Annotated in this window: 19 protein-coding genes; 9 read left to right on the forward strand and 10 right to left on the reverse strand. The window is 72.2% G+C overall.

What is annotated here, in order from left to right; all coding sequences use genetic code 11:
* Positions 1 to 61 precede the first annotated feature (61 nt).
* The gene (locus WMF14_RS07675; protein WP_437799638.1) at positions 62 to 1,372 is read right to left on the reverse strand and encodes an ABC transporter substrate-binding protein; all 1,311 of its coding nucleotides are present in this window, start codon (positions 1,370 to 1,372) and stop codon (positions 62 to 64) included.
* Between the two features lie 386 nt (positions 1,373 to 1,758).
* On the opposite strand from WMF14_RS07675, the gene WMF14_RS07680 reads away from it, so the two are divergent.
* Positions 1,759 to 3,459: a hypothetical protein gene (locus WMF14_RS07680; RefSeq protein ID WP_437799640.1), complete on the forward strand. Its 1,701-nt coding sequence runs from the start codon at positions 1,759 to 1,761 to the stop codon at positions 3,457 to 3,459.
* A 98-nt stretch (positions 3,460 to 3,557) separates the two neighbouring features.
* On the opposite strand, the gene WMF14_RS07685 is transcribed toward WMF14_RS07680, so the two are convergent.
* The gene (locus WMF14_RS07685; RefSeq protein WP_437799642.1) at positions 3,558 to 4,781 is read right to left on the reverse strand and encodes a hypothetical protein; all 1,224 of its coding nucleotides are present in this window, start codon (positions 4,779 to 4,781) and stop codon (positions 3,558 to 3,560) included.
* 444 nt (positions 4,782 to 5,225) lie between these two features.
* Here WMF14_RS07685 and WMF14_RS07690 point away from each other — a divergent pair, with 444 nt between their 5' ends.
* A complete protein-coding gene (locus WMF14_RS07690; protein ID WP_437799644.1) occupies positions 5,226 to 6,278 on the forward strand; it encodes an FG-GAP repeat domain-containing protein in 1,053 nt (350 codons plus the stop codon).
* A 35-nt stretch (positions 6,279 to 6,313) separates the two neighbouring features.
* Here WMF14_RS07690 and WMF14_RS07695 read toward each other — a convergent pair whose 3' ends face one another.
* The 8 genes from WMF14_RS07695 to WMF14_RS07730 form a co-directional block, all read right to left on the reverse strand.
* Entirely contained in the window at positions 6,314 to 6,955 is a 642-nt protein-coding gene (locus WMF14_RS07695) for a tetratricopeptide repeat protein (RefSeq protein ID WP_437799646.1), read from the reverse strand.
* Complete coding sequence (locus WMF14_RS07700; protein ID WP_437799648.1) at positions 6,952 to 9,204, reverse strand: urea transporter; 2,253 nt, start codon at positions 9,202 to 9,204, stop codon at positions 6,952 to 6,954. Before WMF14_RS07700 ends, WMF14_RS07695 begins: the two co-directional genes overlap by 4 nt.
* Positions 9,192 to 10,535 carry a hypothetical protein gene (locus WMF14_RS07705; RefSeq protein ID WP_272101021.1) on the reverse strand — a complete coding sequence of 448 codons (1,344 nt, stop codon included), beginning with the start codon at positions 10,533 to 10,535 and terminating at the stop codon, positions 9,192 to 9,194. Before WMF14_RS07705 ends, WMF14_RS07700 begins: the two co-directional genes overlap by 13 nt.
* Positions 10,532 to 11,599: an ATP-grasp domain-containing protein gene (locus WMF14_RS07710; protein ID WP_272101022.1), complete on the reverse strand. Its 1,068-nt coding sequence runs from the start codon at positions 11,597 to 11,599 to the stop codon at positions 10,532 to 10,534. Before WMF14_RS07710 ends, WMF14_RS07705 begins: the two co-directional genes overlap by 4 nt.
* The gene (locus tag WMF14_RS07715; protein ID WP_437328120.1) at positions 11,596 to 11,865 is read right to left on the reverse strand and encodes a PqqD family protein; all 270 of its coding nucleotides are present in this window, start codon (positions 11,863 to 11,865) and stop codon (positions 11,596 to 11,598) included. Before WMF14_RS07715 ends, WMF14_RS07710 begins: the two co-directional genes overlap by 4 nt.
* Positions 11,866 to 12,060: 195 nt before the next feature.
* Entirely contained in the window at positions 12,061 to 13,056 is a 996-nt protein-coding gene (locus tag WMF14_RS07720) for a tetratricopeptide repeat protein (RefSeq protein WP_437799650.1), read from the reverse strand.
* Positions 13,053 to 13,670 (reverse strand): RNA polymerase sigma factor, encoded by a 618-nt coding sequence (locus WMF14_RS07725; RefSeq protein WP_272101027.1) that lies wholly within the window; start codon positions 13,668 to 13,670, stop codon positions 13,053 to 13,055. The genes WMF14_RS07720 and WMF14_RS07725 overlap by 4 nt, the downstream gene beginning before the upstream one ends.
* A 126-nt stretch (positions 13,671 to 13,796) precedes the next feature.
* Positions 13,797 to 15,170 carry a hypothetical protein gene (locus tag WMF14_RS07730; protein WP_437799652.1) on the reverse strand — a complete coding sequence of 458 codons (1,374 nt, stop codon included), beginning with the start codon at positions 15,168 to 15,170 and terminating at the stop codon, positions 13,797 to 13,799.
* Between the two features lie 212 nt (positions 15,171 to 15,382).
* On the opposite strand from WMF14_RS07730, the gene WMF14_RS07735 reads away from it, so the two are divergent.
* From WMF14_RS07735 to WMF14_RS07765, 7 genes are all read left to right on the forward strand, one after another.
* Positions 15,383 to 16,636 carry a DNA polymerase IV gene (locus tag WMF14_RS07735; protein ID WP_437799654.1) on the forward strand — a complete coding sequence of 418 codons (1,254 nt, stop codon included), beginning with the start codon at positions 15,383 to 15,385 and terminating at the stop codon, positions 16,634 to 16,636.
* Between the two features lie 215 nt (positions 16,637 to 16,851).
* Complete coding sequence (locus tag WMF14_RS07740) at positions 16,852 to 17,763, forward strand: MBL fold metallo-hydrolase (protein ID WP_437799656.1); 912 nt, start codon at positions 16,852 to 16,854, stop codon at positions 17,761 to 17,763.
* A 331-nt stretch (positions 17,764 to 18,094) separates the two neighbouring features.
* A complete protein-coding gene (locus tag WMF14_RS07745; RefSeq protein WP_437799658.1) occupies positions 18,095 to 19,288 on the forward strand; it encodes an outer membrane protein assembly factor BamB family protein in 1,194 nt (397 codons plus the stop codon).
* Between the two features lie 51 nt (positions 19,289 to 19,339).
* Entirely contained in the window at positions 19,340 to 20,542 is a 1,203-nt protein-coding gene (locus WMF14_RS07750) for an MFS transporter (protein ID WP_437799660.1), read from the forward strand.
* A 10-nt stretch (positions 20,543 to 20,552) separates the two neighbouring features.
* Positions 20,553 to 21,023: a hypothetical protein gene (locus tag WMF14_RS07755; RefSeq protein WP_437799662.1), complete on the forward strand. Its 471-nt coding sequence runs from the start codon at positions 20,553 to 20,555 to the stop codon at positions 21,021 to 21,023.
* A 438-nt stretch (positions 21,024 to 21,461) separates the two neighbouring features.
* Positions 21,462 to 22,559, forward strand: a complete 1,098-nt coding sequence (locus WMF14_RS07760; RefSeq protein WP_437799664.1) for a hypothetical protein — start codon at positions 21,462 to 21,464, stop codon at positions 22,557 to 22,559.
* 610 nt (positions 22,560 to 23,169) lie between these two features.
* Positions 23,170 to 24,453 (forward strand): hypothetical protein, encoded by a 1,284-nt coding sequence (locus WMF14_RS07765; RefSeq protein ID WP_437799666.1) that lies wholly within the window; start codon positions 23,170 to 23,172, stop codon positions 24,451 to 24,453.
* The last annotated feature ends 72 nt before the right edge of the window (positions 24,454 to 24,525 follow it).

Consider the following 24,525-nt stretch of genomic DNA (forward strand, 5'->3'; position numbering starts at 1 on the left):
CTCCCTGTGCGGGAGACCGTCGCTCTGCTCTGCAGTTTAGCAGAGCGGAGACCGCTCTAGATCATTGCTGGACCACGCACTTGGCGTCGAAGGGGTCGAGATCGCGGAACTGGTCGCCTTCGATGACCCACCTTTGCATGATGTGATTCTGGCTCGCCCCGTAGGCGTCGAACTCGTATTCGGCGGCCGCCCCGACGTAGCGGAGCGGGGTCCCCGCGCGGAGCTTGGCCATCGCGGTGTTCAGATCCCACCACAAGGCCACGTCGTTCTTGGGATCGTTGAGCTCGAGGATCTTCTGCCGCAGCTCATGCCCGGACGTGATGATCTGCCCGGTGGTCGCGTAGCCGTACACGAGGCCCATCGCGATGAGGACGACGCCGTCGTAATAGAAGTGCGCTGCGGGGAACGGCACCTCGCCGTTCCACCGGCGGGAGAAGTGATAGGTGAAGGCGGTGGCGTTCCAGTTCGTGCAGTCGAGCTTCTCGCCGGTGTCGTCCTTGGGGCTGCACTCGCTCCGCAGGCTGAGCGAGGGCGAGATCCCATAGGAATCGTCATCGAGGGTGCCTTGAGGGATGTTGGCGAGGAACACCTCGGTGTGCAATGCAGGGCCGAGGAGCCACCTGCCCGGACGTCCGCGGACGGTCCATTCGGTCACGATGGTCGAGGCGGCGGCGGGATAGGCGGCCAGCAGCGTGCGGCCAGCCGGTGCCCGATCCCGGTCGTCCAGGTTGAAGGCGGCTTCGATCTTGTCCTTGTACGTCTGCGCGCCCGGCTTGAACGTCACCGAGGGGAGGATCCTGCCCTGGAGCGCCGCGAAATGGGTCGTGAACTCGGTGCTGACGCCTGTGTTGTAGTCGTCCCGCGCGGAGAGGCTATTGGCGGTGCGGACGCCGTCGCTGACGATGTATTTCGCGAGCGCGCAGCCGATGGCGAACGGGGAAGGGGCGAGCCTCATCCTGCCGCCCACGTCATCGCGGCGCGCGATGGAGGGCGCGGCATAGCCCGGCAGCATGTGGAGGAGGTCCTCCTTCTTCACCTCGAACGCGATGTCGCGGGCGAGCTCGTTCTCTTCGGGCCCCACCAGGTAGCGGACGTCATCCGTGTAGATCAGCGAGAGAAGCTGGTCGAGCCCGCGCTCCTGGCTCGAGTGGCTGTCTCGGCTCACGATGTCGAACGGCCTCCCTCCGAGCCCGCCCGCGGCGGTCAGATCTTCGACCGCGAGCAACATGGCTTGCTCGAGGTTGCGGCCGATGGCCGACTCGCTCCCGGAGAAGGGGAGGAGGGCCCCAATCTTGATGGCGTTCTCGGGCTCCTCGGGCTCATCGGTCGCCGTCGACGAGCAGGACGCCGAGAGCAGGGACGCGAGTCCCACAATCAGCCCGGTCTCCATACAGCGCATGCGTCGCCTGCGAGCACCCAGCCACGCGCCGGCTCGATGGAGGCAGTCCCGAACGGTAGGCATCCCAGTGTACATGGTTGTCCTTCGAGACGATGACATCGCATTGAGGACGGAGCGTCAAGGGCCGTGGGTGCGATGCGCACCACAAGGTTCGCTGTTTGCGTTCTGCGATCGATACCCGTCGAACGCGGCTGTCGGGCTGCGGTGAGGGCGTGACCGAGAGAGGGAGCCCAGGTCGGGCGCCGGCCGCGGCGTCGTGCCGTGGGCGACGCGCAGGTTGCGCCCCCGCTCGGATTGTGATGGACGCCCGCCGCTCGTCCGCGAAACCTTTGCGGACCGCCCGTGTCCAAGGAGACGTGATGCCCTCCAACCTTCGCTCGCACTTCGCCTTCAACGCCCTCGCCGCCGCGATCGGGCTCTCCCTCGCGGCCTGCGCCGGGGCGCCTCCGCCCGCGCCGAACGCGCCGGTTTCGCCGGGCGACGGCCGCCCGGCGGCGCCGCCGCCGGCGCCGCTCCCGGAGGAAGAGGCCTTCGCCGTCCACGGCACGCTCAAGGACGAGTGGCTCCCGATCCTGAAGCCGGCGCCCTTCGACCCGAAGACCGCGCTGGTCCCCCCGGCGCCGGCCGGCGTGCCCGCCGTGCCGCGCGCCTGCGAGGCGTTCGCGCGGCGCGCCCCCGTCGCGCCCGCGCAGCCCTGCGGCGACGCGCAGGGCGCGATCGAGGCGCTCGACGCGGCGCTCGCCGAGGACGACGTCGCGAAGCGCGACGCGCGGCTCGCGGGCGTCGAGGCGTGCGCGGGCCTCGAGGCGGGCCTCGCGCGCGCGCTCCGGGCCGAGCTCGCGCCCATCACCTGCGGCGACGCCATCGCCGCGCCGCTCCTCGAAACGCCGCCCGGCGCGCTCCGGGGCGACCTCTACCAGGTGCTCCTCGGCCTGACGCTCTCCGCCCGGCTCGCGCGCACCGCGACCGAGCCGCCCACGCTGCGGCCGCCCTACGATGTCCAGCGCGTCCTCGCGTTTACGAAGGGGCCGCTCTTCGCGTGGGTGACGGAGCAGGCCCGGGCGATCGAGGATCTCGGGCGGCGCGGCGTCGAGCTTCCGTTCTACGCGAAGGGCATCGTCGCCGTGGAGTCCGGGCGGGCCGACATGCGGCTCGTCGAGGCGGTCCGGTCCGCGCCGCTGCCGGACGCCATGCGGAAGGACGCGGAGCTCGCCAACGTCTACTACGGCGAGCTCGATCAGCTGCTCGATCCCTGGAAGGCCCGCGGCCGTGACGCCGCGCTCGTCGGTCTGCGCGAGCTCTCGTCGGTCGGCGTGCTCCACGACGCCCGCGTCGACGGCGCGCGCGAGATGCTCTCCCGCCTCTATGGCGGCCGGCGCGTCGACGCGCTGGACACGCTGGAGCTGCCGCCGCTCGCGGCGGGCACCCCCCCCTCGTCGGCCGTCGAGCGGCTCGCGGCCCGGCTGCCGACGTACTACGCGGGCCGCCTGATCGCGCCCGAGGCGGCGGCGCGGCCCGAGCTCCTGCGCGTCCTGCTCGGCCGGGGCGTTCCACTGCAGCACCGCGCGGCGCTGCGCACCGCGCAGCTCTCGCCCGAGTCGAGGCTCCTCTATGCGAGGGCGCGGCTCGAGCTCGGCCGGCTGTACTGGCGGGCCGTGGACTTCGATCAAGCGACCGCGCTGCTCGCGGCGTGGCCCAAGGACACGCCGCGCCCCGCCGAGGCGACGACGCTGCTCGCGGTCGCGCTCGGCCTGCGCAACGGCCCCGAGGACGCGGCGCTCATGATGCGGCGGGCGCCGCTCGCGGCGCTGGGCCTCGGCGAACTCGCCGCGCTCGACTGGGTGGCCCGCGCGAAGCCCGCCTCGACGTACGCGGGCATCGCGGCGTACGACGCGGCCGTCATCAAGCAGATCGCCGCCCCGCAGGGCGCGGAAGCGAGCTACTGGTCCGACGTGGCGGCGCGCTTCCGCGAGGCGCAGGCGCTCCTGACGGGGCCGCTGTCGAAGTCGGCGGAGGAGAGGGCGCGGGCGGCCGACGAGATCGCGCGGGCGCCGCGGTAGGGCGGCGCGCGGGAGCGCCGAGATCGGCTGCTTTGCGAGCCCCCGCCGCCGGTGTCGGTGCCGGTCGCCCTATCTGAAGCGCCGGCGCTGCCAGCGGTCTACGGATCGATGATCCAAGGACCGCCCGAGCCGTCCTGGGTGCCGGCGCCGCCCGCGCCGCTGGTGGCCCCGCCGCCCGCGCCGCCGGTGGCCCCGTTGCCGCCCGCGCCGCCGGTGGCCCCGTTACCGCCCGCGCCGCCGGTGGCGCCGTTGCCGCCCGCGCCGCCGGTGGCGCCGTTGCCGCCCGCGCCGCCCGCGCCGCCGCCGCCCCCGTCGTCACCGGGGGTCGAGCCGTTGCCCGCGCCGCCGTTGCCGCCGTTGCCGCCGGGGTCCACGTACGGGCCCGGATCGATCAGACCGCCGCCGATCGCGGCCAGATCATAGATGAGGTCAGTATCGAAATAGATACCGATCGGCCTGTAGGCAATGCCAGAGCCCACGACGACGGTCTCTGCTGCACGGGTCTCCCAGTTCCAGCCGGTGGTGCTGACGATATCCCATGTGTATTGCTGGTAGACCGGATAGGCCGAGACCCGCGCGAGCGCGGCCGTGGGCACGAACAGGACCGAGGTCGCGTCGAGCGCGACGGTCGCGCTCACGTCGAACCCGACCGCCTTGGTGATCTGCTCGTCCGACGGCACGCAATCGTCCAGCGGGCCCGGCTGCGCGCCCGAGGACATGTCGCCGCCCGACGTGGCCGAGGAAGAAGGCTGAGGACCCCAGGTGCCGCCGCCCGGCATGCCCGGCGCGGGCTGATAGCTCCAGCCGCCGCCGCTGCCCGACATTCCCGTCGAAGGCTGAGGGCCCAAGGTGTCGTCGTCGCCCCCCGGGAAGCCGCCCGGCATGCCCGGGAAGGGCTGGAAGAACCCGGACGGCTCGTCCTCCGATAGCGCCGGGAAAGGCCAGAAGTTGTTGAGCGCGCGGCTGCTTGCCGGGCGCGAGGGCGTCGCGAGCGGGGGCTGCCGGGGCGTGACGGTGCTCAGCACGCGCACCGCGGGCGTGACGCTCGCCGATACGGAGACGCTGAGCGTCCGCGGGCCGAACCCCTCCGCCACGCGGAGCAGGTGGCCGGCATCCTCCCAGTGGAACGTCTCCGGTAGAACGAGGACGTTCGTGATCGTCCGACCAAAACACAGGGCCTGCCGGGCCTCGCCGACCCCGGCTCGTGCGCCGCTGTCCGCGCGCTCGGACACCTCGGGCGCCTCGCGCGGGCTCACGCAAGTGATGGATGGAACGAGCAGCATCGCCGTGCCGAGCACGAGCTTCACGTCAGGAACAGACATGTTCACTCCCCTGGGTTGCGATCAGAGCAGCGAAGCGACGGAGCTACTCCGGCGTGGAGTGCGCCGAGGAGCCGATCGTCGCCTTCCGCGTCCCGGTGTCCCGGGAGGCCTCTTCTTCCGACTCCGAGACGGCAGCGGCCAGAGCGCAGCCAGCCCGTGAGCTCGGGAGTCCTCCGTGAGACCAGCTCGATGAGCATAGAAGTCCTATGGGGCGACGCTCCCTGCAAGAAGCGTGGAGTGGAGCGCGCTCCCCCGCGCGCGCCGCCGCGGCGTCCACAGCGCGAGCGCTCCCGGCGCCGACGCCGGTCGCGAATGGACTGGCGCTTGCCGTTCCAGGAGGCGCGTGAGCGGCGTGCCCACGGGCGAGGTCGCGCATCCCCCCAGGAGCGGCTGCCGTGCCGCGCACGCGGCGCAGGAGAGGCGAGCGTGACGAGTCCTGTGGTCGTGACCAAGTATCTGTGTGCCGCCGCTGCGATTCACGCCGTGCTCGGCTGCGCCGCCGGCGTCGACCTGCCCGACGAGGGCGGATCCGCGGCGCCTGCGACTCCCACCCTCGGGGTCGCAGAACAGCGGGCCAGCGCCTACGGGTGGAGGATCATCCAGACGATCGACTTCAATTTCGACGGAAAACAGGATGTCCTCTGGATCGACCCCGATCGCAGCCGCATGGCCATATGGTTCATGGACGGAGCCCAGCTGCTCACGCCGGGCCCGATCCTTCAGGGGCCGGCCGGCAGAGGCTGGATCGCCATAGCGAACGATTTCAACATCGATGGCATGGGGGACGTGATCTGGCGTCACGATCAGCGGGACCTGATAACGATCTGGCTCATGGACGGAGGCCGGCCGTTCGCGCAGGGGCCGGTGATCCCCGGGCCGCGCGGCAGAGGCTGGGTGATCCGGCCGAACGACTTCAACCGCGACCTCGGCTCGGATGTGCTCTTTTACAACGAGGAGAAGAAGTTGATGACGGTGTGGCTGATGGATGGCAATCAGCTGCTCGCGCCGGGCCCGTTCCTTCCGGGGCCGGGCGGCGACTGGGACATCGGCCCCGTGCCCGACTTCAACTTCGATCGCATCGGGGACGTGATCTGGAACGACGACGTGCGCAACCTGATGACAGTGTGGCTGATGAGCAACACCGAGGTCCTCGGGCGGGGGCCGGTGATCCCCGGGCCGGCCGGCGAGGGATGGGAAGTCCTCTGGGCGAGCGATTTCAACGCTGACGGCATGGCGGACGTGCTTTGGTCCAACGAGGACAAGGGCCTCATCGCGGTGTGGCTGATGAACGGCGTCGAGCTCCTCGACGTGGGGCCGGTGATCCCCGGGCCGATCGGCGGCGGCTGGAGAGCGATCGCCGCCGGCGACGTCAACGGCGATCTGATGACGGACGTCGTGTGGCAACGCCTGGGGACGAGCCAGATGGCGGTTTGGTTGATGAATGGCACCCACCTCCTCTCGCCAGGGCCGGTGATCCTGGGCCCCCCCGGCGGCTGACCCGACCCGGGCGGCTCGCGGCGCGCGCCGGCGCGTCAGTTCGAGACGCCCGCCGCGCGCAGCCCGTCCCGGGCCAGCGCGTGCTTGGGCGCGATGTCGAGGACCCGCCGGAGCTCCCGCGCGGCGTCGCCGCCCTTGCCCATCTTGAGCAGCGACCAGCCGAGGCCCGAGCGCACCTCGACGTCGCTCGGGTACATCTCCGCGAGCCGGCCGTAGATCGTCGCCGCCTCCGGGTAGCGCGCCAGGTTGTACAGGGCGAACGCGAGCCGCAGGCTGGCGAGGTAGTTCGCGGGGTCGAGCTGCAGCGCCTTCCGCGCGGTCGCTTCCACGTCGGCCCACCGGCGCAGCGCCATCTGCGGGAGCAGCGCGCCGACGCGCGACTCGACCGATCTCGGCTCGATCGCGCTCGCCCTGCCGTACGCGTCGACGGCCTCCTTGTTGCGCCCGAGCTTGTGATAGAGCCAGCCGCGGCGGAGCTCCGCCACGTAGCCATCCTTCTGCGGCGCAGGGAGGCGATCGAGCGCGGCGAGCGCGTCCTGCACCTTCCCGGCGGCCTCGGCGTCATAGGACAGCTGGAACAGGTCCGCCGGCCTCCCCTCCGCCTCGGCGGCCCCGGAAGGGACGCCGCTCAAGGCACAACCGACCAGCATCACGAAGAACCATCGACTCGCTCTCATGACGTCTCCTCGCCGAATGACACGGTGAATTTCCTGTCGGCGTCCTGGACCCGCTCCGCCACCCGCGTGCGGCCCTGCGCCGTGATCTCGACCCTGAGCGGCCCTCTGCCCCTCGTGAGCTCCGCCCGCGTCCGCACGAGCGGCTCGCCGCGGCGATCGCGCCGCCGCGACTCGCCGAGCACCACGAGGAGGTCGCCCTCGCGGCGCATCCTGAGGTCCATCTCGATCCCGTCGCCTGGCAGGAAGGGGGCGACGAAGTCGGCGAGCGCCCGGAGCGCGACCGCGCGGAACCGCCGCGCCGGCAGCATGTCCGCCCAGCGGAGCGAGGCGCTGCCCTCGAGCGGCACCCGCGGGAGCGCCGCGCGCAGCAGGTGAACGACCGACGCGTCGTCGCCCACCGCGTCGAAGCTCGTGAACAGGTCGTCGCTCCTGCCGTAGAAGAGCGACGCGGCGCGGTCCTCCGAGCGGATCAGGAGCCGCCCGTAGACGTCCACGTCGCACGTGACGCGCTCGACGTGCGCGCCGACGCGGTACGCCCAGGTGTCGGCGCAGGTGAAGCCGAAGTACGCGGACACGTCCTCGTCGGCCTCGATGGAGCGCACGGCGTCGCCCTCCCGCGGCTCCAGGCTGGGCCAGAGCCGCGCCTCCTCGCCGACCGTGACCACGTCGGTGAAGCTGCATGGGAGCGTCGGCGCGCCGAGCTTGTGGGTCGACTGGAGCTGGAAGTGCAGGTGCGGCTCGGGGGATCGACCCGAGCTGCCGGCGAGCCCGAGGACGTCGCCCCGCTTCACCCATTGCCCCTCCACGACCTTGAGCGTCCCGCGCGCGAGATGCGCGACCATGGAGTAGACGCCGGGCGCGTGGGCCACGATGACGTGGTTGCCCCAGTTCTGCTCGAGGTTCATCGCGCCGACGTCGCTGTCGGGCACGCTCGATTCGACCTTCACCACGGTGCCGTCGGCGGCCGCGACCACGGGCAGCCGGTGGCAGTGGAAGTCCTGCGGCGCGCTCCCGGCGCCGCGGAAGGCGCGGCCACCTTCGTCCATCACCTGGAAATCGAAGGCATAGCGCCACTGCTCCTTGTGCGTGAACGCGCCGTCGACCGCCTGCGTGCACGTCCACGTGCCGCGGAACGGGAGCCGGAAGCTCACCCCGTGCGGCGACCGCTGGAAGCGCGCGCGCCGCGTGCGGAAGTACGCGAGGTTCTGCTCGGGCGTGCCCGGGAGGAAATCCACGGCCTTGGGACGCTCGTCGCGCGCGCGCCGCCGCATCGCGAGGAGGGCGGCGACGACGGTGACGTTGAACGGCAGGATCAGCGGCGCCGCGCCGAGCCGCGCGAGCGGCGCCATCGCGCCGGCGGTGACGAGCGCGGCGGCGACGGCGCCGGACAGGCCGAGCGCGAACGAGGACGCCGAGGGGACGAACCAGACGCCGCCCAGCCCGACCGCCGTGAGGACGGCGTTGTAGCCGAGCACGTCGAGCGCGCCGTCAGGGAGCGAGAGCCATCGCGAGGCGAGCCCGAGCACCGCCGCGAACGCGAGCGCGGCGAGGAGCGCGGCGATCCGGCTGTGGACGAGGAGCGCGGCGAGCACCAGCGCGCCCGCGTCGGCGCGGGGCAGGAAGAAGAGGCCGCCGAGGCACCGCGTGAACAGCGCGATGGGCGCGGGCAGGCCCTCGATCGCGGGCGGGCCTTGCGCGTGCGCCGCGAGCGTGAGCCCGGAGAACGCCGAGGTGCTCAGCGTCAGGTGGAAGACGACGACGAACGGCAGCGAGAGCACCGGCAGGCCGGCGGCGCCGCCGGAACCAGGACCGGAGAGGGAGCGCAGCGCGGCCGTGACCACCACGCACGCGGCGGCGCCGAGCAGCGCGACGGCGACAGCGGGGCCGTCCGCGGTGAACGACTGCGCCACGCCGAGGCCGACGAGGAGCGCGTTGTACGCGTATGACCCCTCCCTCACGGCGTCCTTCTCGAGGTCGAGGAGGAGCGCGGCCCCGTTCGCCGCGCACGCCGCGATGACGCCGAACACGAAGGCGCGTGGCACGGTGGTGGTCGCGAGCAGCACGAGCAGCCCCACGGCCGGCGAGCGCGAGAACAGGATGTGCGCGTAGACCCGGAGGAGCGACTCCCCCATCTCGGCGACGCCGCTCCTCGCGAGCAGCGAGCTCACGGCCGCCGCGATCCGACGGCGCCGGGCCGTCCAGGTCGCGTGCGCCGCGCCGCTCGTCGGCGCGGGGATCACCTGAGCCATGCCGGCACGTCCTCGACGGCGCGGAAATCGTCGAGCGTCTCCGCGCGGCGGATGCAGGAGGCGCCTCCCTCGCCCACCATCACCACCGCCGGACGGAGGGTGATGAACTGGTGCCATTGCGTCACGTTGTAGGCGCCCACGTTGCGGAACACGAGCCGATCTCCCGGGGACGACGCCGGGAACTGCATGGTGTCGCGCACCACGTCGATGTTCATGCACAGCGGGCCGAACATCACGGTGGGCTCCTGCATGGCGCTGAACTCCTGCGCCGGGACGACATCGTGTTTGTACCAGAACGAGGTGAAGAGCAGGTTGACGCCCGCGTCGAGGACGAGGCCGCTGCGCCCGTCGGGGAGGCGCTTCTTGGCCTCGACCGTCGCGATCAGGTACCCCGCGTCGTCCACCAGCGCGCGGCCCGTCTCGAGGACGAGCGTCGGGAGCTCCCGTGCGGGACAATCGAGCTCGCCGAGGCCGTCGCAGATGGCCTCGGCGTAGCGCTCGAACGACGGAGATGCCTGCTCGCCGAGCAGGTACTGCGCCTTCAGCGTGTTCTTCGAGGCGAAGCCGCCGCCGAGGTCGAGGAACGAGAGCCGGATCCCGTGCGCGGCGCGTATCTCGTTGGCGAGGCGCGCCAGCTTGGACGCCGCCTTTCCGTAGGCGCCCGGGTCGAGGATGAACGTGCCGATATGGCAGTGCAGCCCGGTGAGCTCCATGCGATCTCCGCTCACGAGGCGGTTCACTGCCTCCCTGGCCTGGCCGGACTCGAGGTTCAGGCCGAACCGGCTCCACGGCGCGAGTCCCTCGATGTTCATGTTGACCCGGATGGCCACCTTCGGGCGCGCCTTGACCCGCTCGGCGACCCGCTCGATCCGCGCGAGCTCGTCGAGGTTGTCGATGTGGATGATCGAGCCGCCGGAGACCGCGCGCGCGAGCGCCGCGTCGGGCTTGTACGGGCCGTTCCAGTGGATCCGCTCGGCCGGGACGCCCGCGAGGATCGCCTTGTCGTACTCGAAGGGCGAGACGACCTCGGCCCAGGCGCCTTCGCGGTGGAACGTGCGGCAGATCGCCTCGAGGTAGTTCGTCTTGTACGACCAGGCGATCCGCACCTTGGCCCAGCGGCGCGCGAACGCGCCGTGGAGCTCGCGGTAGCGGTTCACGAGCGTCCGCTGCGAGAACACGAAGAGCGGTGATCCGTGCTCGGCGACGAGATCGGCGACGGCGACTCCGTCGATGTGGGTGAGGGGCCGCACGCCCTGGAGGCGGCCGAACTTGTTCATCGCCCCCATCTGGTGCCGGACGATGCTGGGCGATTCGTAGACCGGGCTGTTCACGAGAGGCCTCCTGAACGGACGAGCTCGCCCGTCGTCACCATGCTCTGGAAGTCGCTGATCCGCGCGACCTGATCGATCGAGATGCGGACGAACATCGCGCCGACCTCGTAGCCGCGGAGCGGCTCGATCGGCGCGCCCGCGGCGAGATCGACCACGGCGCGAGGCAGGTTCATCCCCGCAGCCACGCTCAGGTACACCCACGCCGGGAAGCGCGGGTTGACCTCGATGAGGTGATAGCGCCCGTGCGCGTCGCGCATCACCTCGACCTCGAAGGGGCCGCGCCACCTCGTCGCCTCCGCGAAGGCCTGCGCGATGCCGACGAGCTCGGGGTCGCGCACGGTGATCCCGGCCCATCCCTTTCCCTTGTCGGTGAGGAGCATCTTCTTCATCGGCACGGCGCCGACGAGCCCGCCTTCCCCGTCGCCGACGGCCACCACATCGAGCTCCTCCCCGGTCACGTGCTCCTGGACGAGGACCGGGAGGCCCCACTGGGCAATCACCTTGTAATAGGCCGACACCGCTTCATCGAAGGTCGTCGCCAGCGTCGCGCCGTAGAACACGCCCTTCACGTGGAAGGGGTAAGGCACCCGCTCGTGGATGCGGAGGAGCTCGTCGGCGTCCGAGAGGGCCGCCGTGCGCGGGACCCGGATGCCGGCGCGGGCGCCGAGCGCGGCGAGGCTCGCCTTCGAGCGGAGATCGAGCTGCTCGCGCGTGGGCAAGCAGGTGCCGATCCCCATGGCGTGGAGCCGCGGCGCGATGTCGATGAACGAGGGCAGCTCGGCGTCGAGCGTCGGGATGATCACGTCGAGCCCGACCCGGCGGTGGACGTACTCGAGGCGGGACACGAACGCCTCCAGGCCCTGCGATGGATAGGGGATCATGAACACGTCGCTCACGATGTCGCCGGCGTACGCGCCGGGATCGAGCGCGTCGTACGCGAGGCCGACGATGCGGAGCGAGGCGTCGCCGCCCGCGCGGAGCGCCCGGATGACGCCCACGCCGGGCGCGGGGTTGTCGGTCGCGTTGAGGCCGGTGACGGCGATGGTGCGGGGCCTCGTCTTCACTGGGCTCCCTCCGGCTCGGCGGAGATGAGGCCGTGTTGCCGGAGGAGCTCCACGAACTCGCCGACGTCGCGCGCCGGGTCGCCCCCGCGGATGTCGAAGCGCTCGCGGAGCCGGGCGGCGACCTCCTCGCGCGAGAGCCCCTCTTTCATGGCGTTGAGGGCGCACAGGCCGGTGGGATTGACGGTGAACGTCGCGCCGGACGCCGGATCGAACACGAATCCGGTGTCGCTGAGTGCAAGCTCTTTCAATCGCAGGATCGCGCTCACGCGAGCCTCCTCGTTCTCAAGGATGTTGGGTGCGAAGGCCGTGATGAAGCGCGCGCCGCCTCCGCCGCCGGGACGCACCCCGGCTGCTCCGGCGCGTGGCGCTTCAGGCGCGGCTGCCTGCCCTCCTTGTGCCCGCCGGCGCCGGGATCGAGTCAATGAATTTGAAGGCGCCTCGCGAGGAGGATCAACGCTCCATCAATGCTCGGCCGCGCCCTCGGCGCGGGCGCGCAGCCGGGCCGCGTAGACGCTGTCGCCGTGGCGTGAGAGGAAGTCGTCGATCGCGGCCCGCTCGTCGCTCTCGCGCCCGAGCTGGCGCAGGGCCTCGACGCGGCCGTAGCGCGCCTCGACGCCGAGCCCGCCGCGTCCGGACGCGAGGTAACGCTCGAAATAGCCGAGGGCCGTGGCGGGATCTCCGCCCGAGAGCGAGAGCCGGCCGAGCGACACGAGCGCGACGCGCGCCTCCGGGCTGCCCGGATGGCGCGCGAGCAGCGCGAGGTACGCGGCCGACGCATCGGCGTCGTGGCCGGCGGCGAGCGCCAGCTGGGCGTCGCGCAGCAGGTCGTCGGCGCTCGGACCGGGGCGCGCCTCGCCGCGGTGGCCCTCGCGCGCTGTCCCCGCCCTCGGAGCGGCCGCCGCGCCGGCGGCGTCCACCACGCCCGCGACAGGCGGCTCCTTCGGCGCGGGCGCCGTGGCGGCGGGCTGAATGTCGAGGGAGCGCGGCGGCGGCTCGATCCCGGCGCTGGCCTGCGCGGGCGCCGCGTCTGGCGCGCGCGGGGGCGGGGGCGCCACGTCGCGGCGGCTCATGAGCTCGGCCGCGAGCGCGGCCAGGATCGTCGCCGCGAGCGCGACGCCGGCGAAGGTACCCGCGATCCCGCGCCGTACGATCGCGCGTCGCCTGGGGCGCTCCTCTGGCGCAGGGAGGCGCTGCGTCCCGGCCTCGTCGGCGATCTGCGCGAGGATCCGCGCGGCCAGGGCGTCGTCGTCCACGGGGCCGGAAGCCCCGCCGCGCCGCGCGCCGAGCCGGCCGAGATCGGCCCAGAGCGCGGCTTCGTCGGCGAGCTCCGGGTGCGCCTCCTCGTAGCGGCGGCGGAACGCGGCGTCCTCGGGCCCGATCGGCGCCCCGCGACCTTCGGCTGCGACGATCGCGATCCAGCGCTCCTCGTCCGAGGCATGGGCCATGGTGGTCTTCACGGCGATCTCCTCCGGCCGACGGCGATGTCCTGCCGGACCCGCTTTCGCAGGGCGGCGATCCCGAGGCGCAGGCGGCTGCGCACGGTGTCCGGGCTGACGTCGGTCATCTCGGCGATCTCATCGACGGTGTGTTCGAGCGCGTGGTGCAGGATGAGCGCCTCGCGCTGGGCTTCGGGCAGCTCCCCCAGGTAGTCGCGCACGTGGCGCGGGAGCGCCTCCTGGGCGCTCCCTCGCGACGACGCCGGGACCTCCTCGGCGTCCGACAGGTCGCCTGCGATGGGGGCGTCGCGCCGCCGCACGGCGCGGAGGTACCGCAGCACGGTCCGCACGGCGATGCGCCGCGCCCAGCCCTCGATGGCGGCCTCGCCGCGGTACGCGGGCGCGGCCCTCAGGATGGCGAGCGTCGCCAGCTGCGCGGCGTCGTCCGCGTCGGCCGAGCGCCGCAGGAACGCCTGCGCGACCTGACGGACGCCCGGGAGGAGCCTGGCCACGAGCCACGCCTGGGCCGCGGGATCACCCGCCCCGGCGCGGCGGGTCCGCTCGAGATCGATGGAAGAGACGAGGGGACCTTCGGCCTGGTGAGCGCGCGACCCCTCCGTCACGCGCACACTCATGAGGAGAGCCTGTCCATCCACGACCACGGTGACCCTGTGCCTCCCGCGGGCACGATCGAGTCATTTTTTATAGGGTGGCCTGGAGCGACGGTGGCCCGGCGCGGCGAGAGCACGCCGCGCCCGCCGTCACCGCCCCGCGACAGTACGAGGCGGGGCGCTCCGCCTGGCCGGCCCGAGCTCGAGGCCGATCCCGCCGAGGAAGCGTACGGGATCGGGCTGAAGATCGGCGACCTGCGGCGCGGGGGTCGAGAGCCGGTTCAGCGGCACGTCGAGGCTCGTCCAGAGGGAGATGCGGAGCTCGTCGGAGATCCGGAGGCTCAGCCCCGTCGTGGGCGCGACGCTGATCAGCAGGTCGGTCACCCGCTTGTCGGACGTCAGAGGCGGTCCTTCTGGCGAGGACGCTCCCGGCGGACCCGGCGATCTCCAGAGCGCGTGCGGCGCTCGCCACACGCCGCTCCGCGAGACGACGTCGAAGGTGGCCCGGCCGCCGAGATGGAAGGCCCAGCGCCCGCTCCCGATGTCGAAGCGGTGGCCCCCGCTCGCGAAGAGCGGCGTCCGATCGAGATCCAGATCGAAACCCGCGCGCTGCACCTGGAGGTGCTGTGTGTCCATCCAGTCGTAGCCGGCGCCGACGTAGGAATCGGGCGTGGGCGTCCACGACAGCGAGAGCGAGACGGCGCTCTGCCAGGGGACGTGCGCTCCGAACGTGCCGCCCGCGTAGCCGGCCGAGAGGAACCACCGCCGCCACCACGCGGCGTCAGCGCGCTCGAGCATCGAGGGCGGCGGCGCGGGGCGCTCGTCCGGCGCCGCCGCGGACGGCGTCGGCGGGGGCGCCTGCGCGGGCGGTCGAGACGGAGGGGCCGCGGGCGGCGCGGGCGCGTCCGGCGGTGCGGACGGCGTCGGCGGGGGCGCGGCCTGCGCGGCGCCGCCGACCTCGAGGCTCGCCATCCCGGCCCCGGTGATGGGCCCCTCCAGCACCTCCGCCGCCGCCGAGCCCGCGACGTTCGCGAGCGCCTCGACGGCCGCGGACGTCCGCCCGGGAGGCGCCGGGAACCGCCGCGAGTACACGCGCTCTCCGCCGCGCGGGAAGAGATAGAGGGCGAGCTCGTTGCCCGGGCCTGCCTCGATCCACAGCGCGCCCTGCGCGGACCATTGCTCCACGAGCGCGCGCGCCGCCGCCACGCGCTCGCCGACATCGAGCGCGGGCGCCGGCGCGCGCCGCACCACGTGGAGCCCGACGCCCGAGGGCCGGACGTGCGCCGCGACGAGCGCAGCGGCGTGCGCCTCGAGCGGCGAACCCGGGCGCCCGGCGACGATCAGCACGAGCGCGCGCTGCGCAGCGGGCGCCTCGCCCGCGCCGGCGCGCTCCGGGGCGCGCGGCTCGTCCGCCGCGGCCGCGCCCGACGCCAGCGCGAGCGACGCCGCCGCGAGCAGCGCGGGCGCCTTGCGCCGGCGCGCGGCGCAACGGGGGCAGTTCGGTCGTGCGGCGCTCGACGTCATGACTCACGATCCGCGACGCGGTCCAACGTGTCCGGCTGACGAAGGAAGAAGTAGAGTCGACCCGTAGCAGCAAACGAGCGACGACGCTACCGCGCAGCACGGCGCCGCCGCGGCGTTCAGCCTTCGCGTTCACGTTCGGCCTTCACCGCTTCACCGCTTCACCGCTTCACCGCGGCGCGCGGGCGGCGAGGCGGTACAGAAGAGCACCACCGATGCGACAGATCCTCCACATCGACATGGACGCGTTCTTCGCGTCGGTCGAGCAGCTCGACGACCCGTCGCTGCGAGGCCGCCCCGTCCTGGTGGGCGGCGCCTCCCGGCGGGGCGTCGTCGCGGCAGCGTCGTACGAGGCGCGCGCCTCGGGCGCCCGCTCGGCGATGCCGATGGTCGAGGCGCTCCGCCGCTGCCCGCAGGCGATCGTGGTGCCGGTGCGGCACGCCCGCTACGCCGAGGTGAGCGCGCAGGTGTTCGCGATCTTCCGCCGCTTCACGCCGCTCGTGGAGGGGCTGTCGCTCGACGAGGCGTTCCTCGACGTGACCGCGAGCCGCGCGCTCTTCGGCGACGGCGAGGCGATCGCGGCGCAGATCAAGCGCGCGATCCGCGACGAGACCGGGCTCACGGCCTCCGCCGGCGTCGCGTCCTGCAAGTTCGCCGCGAAGATCGCGAGCGATCTGCGGAAGCCCGACGGCCTCGTCGTCGTCCCCGGCGACGTCGCCGCCTTCCTCGCGCCGCTGCCGCTCGAGCGCATGTGGGGCGTGGGCCCGCGCGCGGCCGATCGGCTCCACGCGGCGGGGCTCGCGACCATCGGCGATCTCGCGCGCTGCCCCGCGCCGCGCCTCCACGAGCTGCTCGGCCCCGCGTGGGGCGAGCACGTCCGGCTGCTCGCCGCGGGCGTCGACGAGCGCGCGGTCGTCCCGGGCCGCGCGGCGGAGTCGATCGGCGCGGAGGAGACCGTGGAGGAGGACCTCCGGGGCAGGGAGCCCATCGAGCGCTGGCTGCTCGATCTGTCGGGCCGCGTGGCGCGGCGCCTGCTCAAGGCGGGCCTGTCCTGCCGCGCGGTGGTGGTGAAGCTCAAGTACTCGGACTTCACGCTGCGGACGCGCCAGGCGAGGCTGTCCGAGCCGGTCAGCGACACGGATTCGATCTACACCTGCGCGAAGGGGCTGCTCTCGCGCTTCGATCTCTCGCGGCCAGTGCGGCTCGTCGGCGTCGCCGCCGGCGACCTGACGAGCCAGACCGCCGGCCCGACGCTGAGCCTGTTCCCGGTCGCCTCGGAGCGCCGTCGGCGCCTCGAGGGCGTCGTCGCGGAGGTGGCCGAGCGCTTCGGCGGGAAAGGGCTCACCCGCGCGGCCCTGCTGGAACGGACGGAACAGACGAAACGGACGAAAGAAACGGAACAGCCGCCCTCGGGCCAGCGGGGCGCGGCCCCGGGCGGGCGCGGGACCGCGCGAGAGAAGAAGATCTAGGGCGGGAGGGCAGGGGCCGTCCGCTGCAGTGGATCCAGCGGGGCAGCGCTGCGTCGCGGGGCGCGGGATGACAGCAGCCACGTTCCAGGGGGCAGCAGCGGTGTCCAAGAAGGCCTGGCAAGGACTCCTATCCTGAGCGCAGAACGACGGCGCCGCCCGCTCCGAACGCGGTCAGGGCGCGCCGTCGCGGGCTCGCTGCTCAAGGAGAGAACACGATGTCACGGAGCTTTGGAACAGCGCTGGTCGCCGCGGCTTTGCTCGCCGGAGGGTGCCTGGACGCAGAGGACGGCGCGACGGCGCCCGCGCCCGTCATCCATACGCAGAGCGCAGGGATGAACGGCATCTATGTGAACGCCTATCTGGTCGAGACGGAGCACGGGGTCGTCGCCGTCGACGCGATGCTCACCGTGTCCGACGCCATCGCGCTGCGACAGAAGCTCGATGGGCTGGGTAAACCGCTCCTCGCCGTGCTCCTCACGCACGGCCACCCCGATCACTACAACGGCGTGACCGAGCTCGTTCGCGGGCTCGACGCGCCCATCCTGGCGACGGCGGCCGTCGACCAGGTGATCCGGCGGGACGACGAGGCCAAGGCGGCGCAGTGGACCCCGGTGTTCGGCGAGGAGTGGCCCGCAGCGCGCACCTTCCCGAGCCGGATCGTCGCGTCCGGAGAGACCGTCACGCTCGACGACGTCTCGTTCCAGGTCGAGGATCTCGGGCCCGGCGAGTCGCACGCGGACAGCATCTGGGTCATCAAGGCCGATCCGCCGATCGCCTTCATCGGCGATGCCGCCTTCAACGGCACGCACTCCTACCTGTCGGACGGCCACTCGGGCGAGTGGCTCGGGAACCTCGACACGCTGGAACAGGAGCTCGGCCCGGACACCGTCGTGTACCCCGGCCACGGCGAGCAAGGCACCGTGGAACTGCTCGATCCACAGCGCGCCTATCTCCACCTCTACCGCGACACCGTGCGATCGCTGTCCGACGGCGAGAGCCTGACGCCCGAGGCCAAGGAGTCGCTCACAGGGGTGATGAAGGGCCACTTGCCGACAGACAAGCTGGAGTTCCTGATCCCGCTCGGCGCCGACCCGGTCGCGGCCGAGCTCGCCCGCGAGGCGGAATGAGCGCGAGCGCCTGACGCGCGCCTGCGACGCGCCCAGGCAGCGCGAGCGCGGGAACGAGGCGCGGCGATCGGAGGACCAGCGGGGCACAGCGAGCCTGCGCGGTCGACGCGGGCCAGGGCTCGCGCGCTCCTCGTCGACCGCCGGGGAGACCGGGATCGAGGGCGAGCGGCGCAGGGGACGCCCGCGATCCGCGGCTCCGGTCGAGGCCCCGGGATCGCCGCGTCGAACGTGTTGCGAACCCGGCGAGCAGCTCGTGTAGAGTGGGACGATGGCACGGATCGTCGATACCAGGTGTCCGCGCTGCGGCGCCCCGCTGCCGATTCAGGCGGGGATGGATGCAGTCACCTGCCAGTACTGCGGCGCGCGGTCGCTCGTCGATCGCGGCAGGAAGCCGACCACCGCGCCGATCCCGCAAGGCATGCACGTCGTCCGGGTCGCCCCGCCGTCCAGCAACGCCGCGGGGGTCATCGTGATGTCGGTCGTCGTGGCCATGGTCGTGGTCGGCGCGGCCGCCGGCGCCTTCGTGATGAACGCGTCGGGGCCGTCCAGGGGCGGGTCGACGCCGCTCCTCGGCGTCGTAGCGAAAACGTACTTCAGCGATCGGCCCATGCTCGCCGACGTGAACGGCGACGGCACGCCGGACGTGATCGGCAAGAGCAACGTCCCCGGCGGCGAGGAGTGGATCGCGGCCTACGACGGGCGCGACGGGAAGCCGATCTGGAAGACGGCGGCGCTCACCAAGGACGCGGCCAACCACGAGGCGCGGCGCGCGATCGTCTTCGATCGGATGATCTCGATCGACGCGCTGGGCAAGGTGCAGGCCCATGATCTGCGCACCGGGACGCCGTCGTGGTCGGCGTTGCTCGGCGAGAAGGCGAGGCGGCTGTGCCAGGGCGACGGCGTGATCGTCGTCGAGACGGTCGACGACGCGAAGCACGGGCTCGAGCCGGCGACCGGGAAGCGGCGCGAGCTCGCGAAGGACGCGGCCTGCAAGACGGTTCCGAGCTCGATCCAGGAAGAGGCGCCCGGCTATCGGTTCGCCCGCTGGCACGAGTTCGACGAGCTCGGGCTGCCCGGGTCGCATGAGGTCGAGGGCATGTCGGTGAGCGGCGCGATCATCCCGAGCGGGCCCGGGCCGCGGTTCCTGCTCGGCGGCCGCAGCAAGGGCAGCCAGGTCGGCATGGTGGCCGCGGTGGACAACAAGAAGAAGGTGCTCTGGAAGACGGTGGTGCCCGGCGTCGACCCGCTGACCACGCGGGCCACGGGGGTGGAGGCGGGGGCCTATGAAGGCGGGTTCCTGGTCGTCCCTTATGACATGAAGGATCACAAAGACGGCACGCGCCTCGCCTGCTTCGAGGCGGCCACCGGCAAGCGGCTGTGGGACGTGCAAGTTCACAAGAAGTCGCAGGTCTCGTCCGGGATCTCGATCTCGGCGAACGACGTCTTCTTCGCCAGCTGGACGGCGCTTTACGTCTTCTCGCTGAAGACGGGGCAACTCAGGTACATGATCGGAACCGAGTTCTAGACGCGAGGCGGCGGCGCGCCCGCGGCGGCGTGAGCTCCCGGATCCCCTGTCATGTCGTCCGTCCGGCAGAACCCCTGGCGCATCTGCGTCTACCACGGCGTTCAATCGCTGATGTTCCCGTCGGCCATCTTCCCGCTGTTCTGGACGCAGGACATCGGCATGAGCGTGGCCACGATGATGGCCGTGCAGGGCGCGTTCAGCCTGAGCATCGCGCTCTTCGAGTTCCCGTCCGGCTACGTCGCCGATCGCCTGGGCCACCGCCGCGCGCTCGTGATCGCCTCCTTTTGCATCCTGGCCGGCTGGGGCCTCTATGCGCTCGCGCGCGGGCTCTGGTCGGTGCTGCTCGCCGAGCTCGTGCTCGGCGTCGGGTTCTCCCTTGTCTCGGGGGCGGACTCCGCGCTCCTCTTCGACTCGCTGCGCGAGCTGGGCAAAGAGCACGAGTTCGCCCGCTGGTACGGCCGTATGCGCACGATCGCGCAGATCGCCTCGGGGAGCGCCGCGCTCGCCGCCGGCTTCCTTTACGCGCGCTGGTCCCGCCTGCCGTTCGCGATGGAGGCGGCGGCCTGGGCGCTCGCGGCGGGGATCGCCCTCCGGTTCGGCGAGACCCGCCGCGCCGAGCCGAAGGTCGAGGACCACCTGGGCCGCATGCGCGCGATCGTGCGCGACGCGCTGCTCGAGCGCGCCGACTTCCGCGCGGTGCTGCTGCTCGGCGTCGTGCTCGCGCTCGCGTCGTACCTGCCGACCTGGCTCATGGCGCTGTACGCGACCGAGGCCGGCGCCCCGGTCGCGTGGATAGGCCCCATGTGGGCCGTCGCGAGCTTCACCACCGCGCTCGGCTCGATGCTGAGCGAGCGCGCCGGCCGCCGCCTCGGCATGACGGGGACGCTGCTCGCGTGCGTCGTCCTTGTGGCGGCCGGGTACCTCGGCCTCGCGCTCTCGCGCCACGTGCTCGGGGTCGCGTTCTATTTCCTGCTCACGCTCGTGCGCGGGCTGCACATGCCGCTGCTCCACCACGAGGAGCAGCGCCTCGCGCCCGACGGCGATCGCGCGAGCTGCGTCTCGCTCCGCAGCTTCCTCTTCCGCCTCGCCTTCGTGCTGCTCGGGCCCGTCGTCGGGATGGGCGTCGATCGCTATGGGCACCGCCCCGTGCTGTGGGCCTCGGGCGCGCTCCTCGTCGCGCTGACGTGCGCGGCGTTCGGCCTGTTCGTCGCGCGCGCGGCGGGACGTGATGAGGCGCGGGCGCCGGAGTGCTAGGGCGCCTGTCATGAAGAAGATCGCGAGGGAGGAAGAGATGGACCGGCTCGTCGAGCTCGTGGGCGCCGGGTCCTGGGATGCCCTCCACGGGATCCTGGAGCGGCAGTTCGCCGTCCTCCATAACCGGGCCCAGGTGCTCATCGGCCTCTGCGGCATCGTCATCACCACGACCGGCTTCTCGGGCCGCCTCATCGCCGGCACCAGCCCCCACGCGCAGGGGCTGATCATCGCCGGCGTGGCGATCGTCCTGCTCTCCGCGACCCTGATCGTCTGGGGTGTGCAGCACATTCGCTGGCTCACCCAGCAACCGGGCGACGACCTGCGCGGCTGGCTCTTGGCCTCGCTCGCCTACCGCGATCGCAAGACCACGATCTACCGTGTCGCCATCGCGTTCCTCCTGGTCGGCCTCTCGTTTTATGTGGTCGCCATTGCCATGATGCTACTCCACCCCACCGCGGCCCCGTCATCGGGCGGGCGCTGAGCCCGGCGCCCCGACGGCCGATGGCGCCGCGCTGCGGGCACCGCGCGCATCGCGCGCCGCCGTCGCCTCGACATCGCACCATAACCGAGCAGCCAAGGGCGCTCAGCCGCTGCGCCGAGGGGCGCCCGCGCTCCGGACGCGACTTCGCAGGTGGCATGATGTGGCTTCTTCGCGCGCATTGGAGCTGGCATCGGTGATCGCGTAATGCGCTAAACTGTAACGACGGATCCACACGTCCGTGTTGTTGAGAAGTTGCTCTGTCCAGGATAGTCTCGCCTCGTGCGGTTTGGCTCGGAGGAGCTCGGGCGCGGTCGGAGCCGCTGAAGGCGAACGGCGGCATCAGCCGCGGGGCCTCGCGGGATGGATCTAGGAGGGGCTAGGATGAGAACAGTTCGTTCTACGGCGGGGTGTTGGTTGCTGGTTGGCGCGTTCGCCGTGATGGGTTGCACGGACAACCCCGCGATCGAGGACGGCACGGGCGGGGGCTTCCCCTTCCCCCCGAGCACGTCGACGGGCTTCACGGGCGCGGCCAGCAGCTCGAGCAGCGCAGCAACTACCGGTGATAGCGGCGCAGGTGGTGGTGCCGCCAGCGGCGGTGTGGGTGGAGGCGTCGTTGATCCGGGCGATGGCTGCCCTGGCTGCGCGCGGCTCTCCGTGCCGCTCACGAGGGCGGGGCAGGCCACGCAGTTCATGATCTTCTTCCACGAGAAGGTCGACCTGACCGGCGCGACCGTCACGTTCCGCGTGAGGACCCGTGCCGGCACGGGCGGCGGTCTGCAGCCGTTCGTGCAGAACGGGGGTGATCTCGGCTATGCGAACATCGGCTACTCGTGGAACCCGCTTGCCGAGCTGGGACAGTGGAAGGAAATCAAGATCGATGTCGATGCGCTGGCTCCGACAAATGGAACCTTCAACCGCACCGTGGTGGAGATGATCGGGGTTCAGGTCACGGCGGGCAACACGGGGCCCTGGGTCAATCCTACCGTTGTCGATGTCGACTACGTCACGGTCACGAGACCCGGCACAGGCGAAGGGGCTCCGAGCAGCCAGCGCTTCTTCTTTGGCCGTAGCGGGGAGCGCGGCGATGGCGGCGCCGGGGGCGATGGCGGCGCCGGGGGTATGGGCGGCGCCGGGGGTATGGGCGGCGCCGGAGGCGCGGGCGGCACCAGCGGCGATGGCGGCGCGGGGGGTATGAGCGGCGCCGGCGGCGCGGGTGGGGTGGCCGGGGCCGGAGGCGAAGGCGGCGAAGGCGGCGGCAGCGCGAGCAGCAGCAGCGCGAGCAGCAGCAGCAGCGCGAGCAGCAGCAGCGCGAGCAGCAGCAGCAGCAGCGCGAGCAGCAGCAGTTCGAGCAGCAGCAGCTCGAGCGGCGGAGGCGGCGGAGGCGGCGAAGGCGGCGGAGGCGGCGAAGGCGGCGGCTCCAGCGTCGATGTGATTCATGTGATGGGTCCGTACGAGTTCACGACGAGCGAGGAGCCGATGGTGGTCAACGATTACCAGCCCGTGGAAGGCTCGACGGTGACCCACGTCGCCCCGTGACCCTGGCTATCCCGTGGCGCCTGCCGCTCCTCACCAGGGAAGCGCGAGAGACGCGCTACAGCATCAATCCGCTTGATTTGCGATGATCCCGGACGCGCCGATCGGGGGGCTCGGCGCGCTCGACGGGCCATGACCTCGTCCGCGTCCGGAGGTGGTTGGAAGGAACCAGTTTCGCCGCCGGCAAAGTCGTCGCGGCAGGGACGGTCGCTGAGGAAGCGATCGATACGCGACAGAGCGCTGTTCGGCTCTCTCGGGCTGCCGCGCCGCGCTCTCGACCGGGACCGCAGGTAATCCGATGTGGCCGCCGCGCGGCGCTCCGGTCGACTTCATGGGTGGTTATGTGTAGCCGTCGCGCGGCGCTCCGGCTCGACTCCTCAGGTGGTCTGGTGTGGCTGCCATGCTTGCAGCGTCGCCAGCGTCGATGAACGACAAACGCGTCGAGACCCGGTGACGGATTTCCCCGTCCGGGCTGTTGAGAAAGTCTTCTGTCCAGGATAATGTCGCGATGTGCGGGGCTGGCTCGGAAGAGCTCCAGTGCTGTAGGAGCCGCGGTGGCGAACGGCGACATCTGCCGCGCGGCCTCGCGGGGGTCTATCCAGGAGGGGTCCGAATGAGATCGGTACTTTCTTTTGCTGCGTACGGGTTGCTGGTCGGCGCGTTCGCCCTGACGGGTTGCGGTGACGACGAGTCCACTGGCAGCGGCGGCGCTGGCGGGACGGGCGGAGGGAGCTCATCCAACTCCAGCACGTCGTCGAACTCGACCAGCTCGGGCTCTGACGGCGGTGGCGGCTCGGGTGATGGCGGCTCGAACGCGGATGGCGGCGGCGGTTCGGGCGGCAGCGGCCCGAGCGACGGCGGCGGCGGTTCGGGTGACGGCGGCAGCGGCTCGAGCGACGGCGGCGGCGGTTCGGGTGACGGCGGCAGCAGCCCGGGTGTCGGCGGCGGCAGCTCGGGTGAAGGCGGCGGCAGCGCGGGTGAAGGCGGCGGCAGCTCGGTCCCGGAGGAGCATTGCTCCGGTTGCGCTCGGCTGTCCGTTCCGTTCACGACCGCGAATACGGCGACGCAGTTCTTCATCGAGTTCACCTCGCCGGTCGATCTGACGGGGAGCACGGTCACGTACCGCGTGAGGACCCACGCCGGCACCAGCGGCGGCGTGCAGCCGTTCGTGCAAAACGGGGTGGATCGGGGCTATCAGAACATCGGCTATTCGTGGAATCCGATCTCCGGCCTGGGAGACTGGCAGGAGATCACGATCGATGTCGACGCCTTGGCCGGGTCGAAGCCCTCCTTCGAACGCACGGAGGTGAAGTTGATCGGACTTCAGCTCACGGCGGGCGGCACCGGGCCCTGGACCAATCCGACCGTCGTCTACGTCGACTCCATCACCGTCACGAAACCCGGCACTCCGAGCGCCGCGCGAGGCGCCGCACCGAGCGGCGAGCGCGGTGAGGGCGGCGCCGGCGGTGAGGGCGGTGCCGGCGGGTGGAGCGGCGAAGGTGGCGCCGGCGGCGAGAGCGGCGTGGGCGGCGCCGGTGGAACGAGCGGTGACGTCGGCGCCGGCGGTGAGAGCGGCGTGGGCGGCGCTGGCGGCTCGGCCGGTGTCGGCGGCGCGGGTGGCGAAGGCGGCACGGCCGGCGTCGGCGGCGCGGGCGGCGAAGGCGGTTCGGCCGGTGTCGGCGGCGCGGGCGGCGAAGGCGGCTCGGCCGGTGTCGGCGGCGCGGGCGGCGAAGGCGGCTCGGCCGGTGTCGGCGGCGCAGGCGGCGAAGGCGGCGGCTCCGGTGGAGAGGTGATCCACGTGGTGGGTCCGTTCGAGTTCACGACCGGCGCGGAGCCGATGGTGATCGGCAACTACAGGCCGGTGGCCGGCTCGTTGCTGACCCACATCGCCGAGTGATCTCGGGCCAGCCGGGGAGTACGCTGCACCGGACGCAGCGAAGCGCGCAAGGCGCGCCAGAGCATCCAACAA

The organism is Sorangium sp. So ce693, from assembly GCF_051521375.1.
Lineage (GTDB): Bacteria > Myxococcota_A > Polyangia > Polyangiales > Polyangiaceae > Sorangium > Sorangium atrum.

Bases quoted from the DNA above. Each gene is read 5' to 3' on its own strand.
- WMF14_RS07685 (WP_437799642.1), bottom strand. From the start codon at position 4,781: ATGTCTGTTCCTGACGTGAAGCTCGTGCTCGGCACGGCGATGCTGCTC.
- WMF14_RS07750 (WP_437799660.1), top strand. From the start codon at position 19,340: ATGTCGTCCGTCCGGCAGAACCCCTGGCGCATCTGCGTCTACCACGGC.
- WMF14_RS07735 (WP_437799654.1), top strand. From the start codon at position 15,383: ATGCGACAGATCCTCCACATCGACATGGACGCGTTCTTCGCGTCGGTC.
- WMF14_RS07755 (WP_437799662.1), top strand. From the start codon at position 20,553: ATGAAGAAGATCGCGAGGGAGGAAGAGATGGACCGGCTCGTCGAGCTC.
- WMF14_RS07725 (WP_272101027.1), bottom strand. From the start codon at position 13,670: ATGAGTGTGCGCGTGACGGAGGGGTCGCGCGCTCACCAGGCCGAAGGT.
- WMF14_RS07695 (WP_437799646.1), bottom strand. From the start codon at position 6,955: ATGAGAGCGAGTCGATGGTTCTTCGTGATGCTGGTCGGTTGTGCCTTG.
- WMF14_RS07680 (WP_437799640.1), top strand. From the start codon at position 1,759: ATGCCCTCCAACCTTCGCTCGCACTTCGCCTTCAACGCCCTCGCCGCC.
- WMF14_RS07745 (WP_437799658.1), top strand. From the start codon at position 18,095: ATGGATGCAGTCACCTGCCAGTACTGCGGCGCGCGGTCGCTCGTCGAT.
- WMF14_RS07740 (WP_437799656.1), top strand. From the start codon at position 16,852: ATGTCACGGAGCTTTGGAACAGCGCTGGTCGCCGCGGCTTTGCTCGCC.
- WMF14_RS07700 (WP_437799648.1), bottom strand. From the start codon at position 9,204: ATGGCTCAGGTGATCCCCGCGCCGACGAGCGGCGCGGCGCACGCGACC.
- WMF14_RS07765 (WP_437799666.1), top strand. From the start codon at position 23,170: ATGAGATCGGTACTTTCTTTTGCTGCGTACGGGTTGCTGGTCGGCGCG.
- WMF14_RS07760 (WP_437799664.1), top strand. From the start codon at position 21,462: ATGGGTTGCACGGACAACCCCGCGATCGAGGACGGCACGGGCGGGGGC.
- WMF14_RS07730 (WP_437799652.1), bottom strand. From the start codon at position 15,170: ATGACGTCGAGCGCCGCACGACCGAACTGCCCCCGTTGCGCCGCGCGC.